Raw genomic sequence first — 2,772 nt, 5'->3', positions numbered from 1 at the left:
TGAGGTTGTTTAGCGAAGGGGGAAGGAATGAGATAAAGGATGAGCTTAATAGGGGTAGCGCGATATACGAAGCTATAAATTTAATAGCAACTACCAAGAATGCGAAAGCCTATAAAATATTTGACTATATAGGAGGCTTTGCTAGCGGATACGATAAAGACAGTATGTCGCTTGCGGCAAATCTTGACGTGCTAAACGATCCTAGTGCCGATATATTTAAAAAGCAGCGAGCCGCACAGGATATAGCAAATCAAATGGGGGTAAAAGTTAAATTTGCCAATCTAAATAGAGGAAGCGGAGGAAAATTTAACTCAGACGATCCGAATTCTGTATATATCAATACGAAGCACATTAGCAGTGCGAAAGAATTTATGACATTCTTACGACACGAGCTCGTTCATCGCAGCGATAATAAACGAGGTACTTTCATACCTAAAGATCCCGCGCAAAATCAATTCGCTACCAATTATGCCCTAGGCATGCTAAGTATGTCGGAAAAGGCTTTAAGATTAAACGGTAGAAGCCTTAACGACTATTCGCTCAAAGTAAATCCTAACGACAAAACCGTCATAGCCGATACCAAATACTTTTACTCGCTGGATCAGAGGAAGAGTGATGATGCTGCTGTGGCAGCTATTCTGCCTATTATAGAGGCAGCCTCCGCTTCTATCTTTTTTATTAAAACTAGACAGTTATCAAAAGATTTTGGAAATTGGTTAATAAACTGGTATGAAGGTGATCAATACAATGTCTACTGGAATTATCCTGGAAAATATCCTGATAATGGCGGCACTACAAAGGAACGATCAAACATAAATTATGATAGAATTCTAAACGATTTAGAAAATAAAAATATACAGGCAAGAAGCTGGGACAAAAATGATCATATAAAAATATTTCCTAAGAATAGAGAAGAAAAACTACCATACACTCAAATTCCTCAATCGCCTATAAAACCTGAATTAACGATCGGCGGCGGAGTTCAGGGTAGAGAAACGGGATTTGGGGAAAATATTATTGGGTATATACCAGCGCCAAAAACTAAAGACTTGAAAGGCTTTCCTGGATTGACTAAGGACAGGCGAAAAACTCCAAATCAGGGCGGCGGCGGATTAAGGAAGCGATGGAAAGACGAAAAGGGTAATATTTATGAGTGGGATTCTCGGCATGGGGCGCTAGAAAAATATGATAAGCAAGGGTGGCATTTGGGTCAATTTGACTATATAACTGGCAAACAAACTAAACCCGCGGATAAAACAAGAAGGATTCAAAAATGAAAAGCATAAAAGGTATTTTCCGTTATCTTTTTCCGGTAAGAGATGGACGGGAACTCTATGGACTTAAAATTCCAAAAGAGCAAAGCGGTCGTTTTGGAAAAGAATTTATATTCAAGCCTGAATTGATTGCGAAATCGGACGCAGAAAAACTCGGTATAAAAATAGATCCAAAGCTTTTAAGAGATAAGCGGATTAAATTTCATATACGCGATATGTATTATAAGACATATTATGAGATAACATCTTTCGGTATCGATGAGAGCTATGCCGATTCGCGGCAAATAGATCTTGATTTAGAAGATATAAAACCGATCGTAAAATCGGATGCAGACGATCCCTACTATGTATATTGCTATAGCTTAAACATAGAGCAGATGAGATCTTTTGGATGCATTGATATGGTTAAGCCCGGTTTTTCATACTTCTTCGAATCCTATGCTAGCCATGAAAGAATAATCAAAGCTCCAAATGGCGGTGATAAAAATATAAAAGGCTGCTATATAAATGTCTTTGATAGCGATAAGGACGCCTTTTACTTGGCACTATTGGACGTTAAGCTGCCTTTTAGCGAAGTTGCGAAAATAGTCGCCCCACTAAGCATAGAGGCAAATATCCACTATTCTTATAGCCTCTCCGAAGAGCAGATTATAAAATTGGGATTTCCTGAAATTTTAAAAGAAAATGGCGGCAAAATCGACGCTCAAATATCGGTAGAGATAGTATAATCTCATAATTTAAAATTTAGCCGTTAATGGGTAATTATAGAGGTTCGGTGGGTTTGTAAATTTATGAGGAGCATAAATGACTACTATGTATGTTGCTTTTTATTTATCGTCGGATAAATATAACTTTGATTTTTCGGACTTGATCCTATGCGGGGAGATTGAGAAAAATAAAATTGGTGACATAAATAAAAGACGTGGCGAAGTCATAAATAGATGTAACTGGTCGTGTTGTACTGCCAAGAAAGAGTGTGTATACACGGACGATGCGTTAAAAGATTTGTATGAAATTTTAAAAACGAACTTTGGCGATATCAAAAAGAGGATATCGGAATTAAATTTAACCGTTAATATTTATGTAGCGGTAGATACGACGGAAAAGGACGATGTTTATGCTATAGATTTTAGCAAAGAAATGATAAAAATGTGTGCCGAACTAAATGCCGATGTCTGCGTAGACGGGATATATTATTAATTTGTGTGGGGAGAGAGACGGCGTAGAAAATAAATTTCTAATAGGCCATTAAAAAGATAAAAATGAATAAATTTATAAAAAAGCTTTCTTGCTTTGCCTTTACTCTCTTAACCGCCGCCCTCATCTCTCAAGGATCTGCCGCATCCTCTAGCTGGGTTACTTGGGGCTTTAGCGTAGGCGCCTCTGCAGAGCTTAGCGGAACCACTTCCAAAGATAGCTCTAAATCAAGCAGCTCCGTAGCTTCTAATCTTAGCGGCAAGAATATTAAAATTTTAACTGATAGCAATAAAGATACCGC

4 protein-coding genes are annotated in these 2,772 nt (G+C 37.8%); all 4 read left to right on the top strand.

Annotation, left to right across the window (positions count from 1 at the left end; translation table 11 throughout):
• The coding region (locus Q0257_RS12155) for a colicin E3/pyocin S6 family cytotoxin (protein ID WP_298025139.1) at positions 1-1,277 on the top strand (1,277 nt) is incomplete at its 5' end.
• Positions 1,274-2,002 (top strand): hypothetical protein, encoded by a 729-nt coding sequence (locus Q0257_RS12150; protein WP_298025137.1) that lies wholly within the window; start codon positions 1,274-1,276, stop codon positions 2,000-2,002. The genes Q0257_RS12155 and Q0257_RS12150, both read left to right, overlap by 4 nt.
• A gap of 76 nt (positions 2,003-2,078) precedes the next feature.
• Positions 2,079-2,474: a hypothetical protein gene (locus Q0257_RS12145; protein ID WP_298025135.1), complete on the top strand. Its 396-nt coding sequence runs from the start codon at positions 2,079-2,081 to the stop codon at positions 2,472-2,474.
• A gap of 62 nt (positions 2,475-2,536) precedes the next feature.
• Positions 2,537-2,772 (top strand): hypothetical protein (locus Q0257_RS12140; RefSeq protein WP_298025133.1); only part of this gene is annotated, 236 nt, incomplete at its 3' end.

It is taken from the genome of uncultured Campylobacter sp., from assembly GCF_938018035.1.
Lineage (GTDB): Bacteria > Campylobacterota > Campylobacteria > Campylobacterales > Campylobacteraceae > Campylobacter_B.
This window is presented reverse-complemented; position numbering and strand designations above follow the sequence as displayed.

Coding starts and splice junctions, on each gene's coding strand:
- Q0257_RS12150 (WP_298025137.1), top strand. CDS start 1,274: ATGAAAAGCATAAAAGGTATTTTCCGTTATCTTTTTCCGGTAAGAGAT.
- Q0257_RS12145 (WP_298025135.1), top strand. CDS start 2,079: ATGACTACTATGTATGTTGCTTTTTATTTATCGTCGGATAAATATAAC.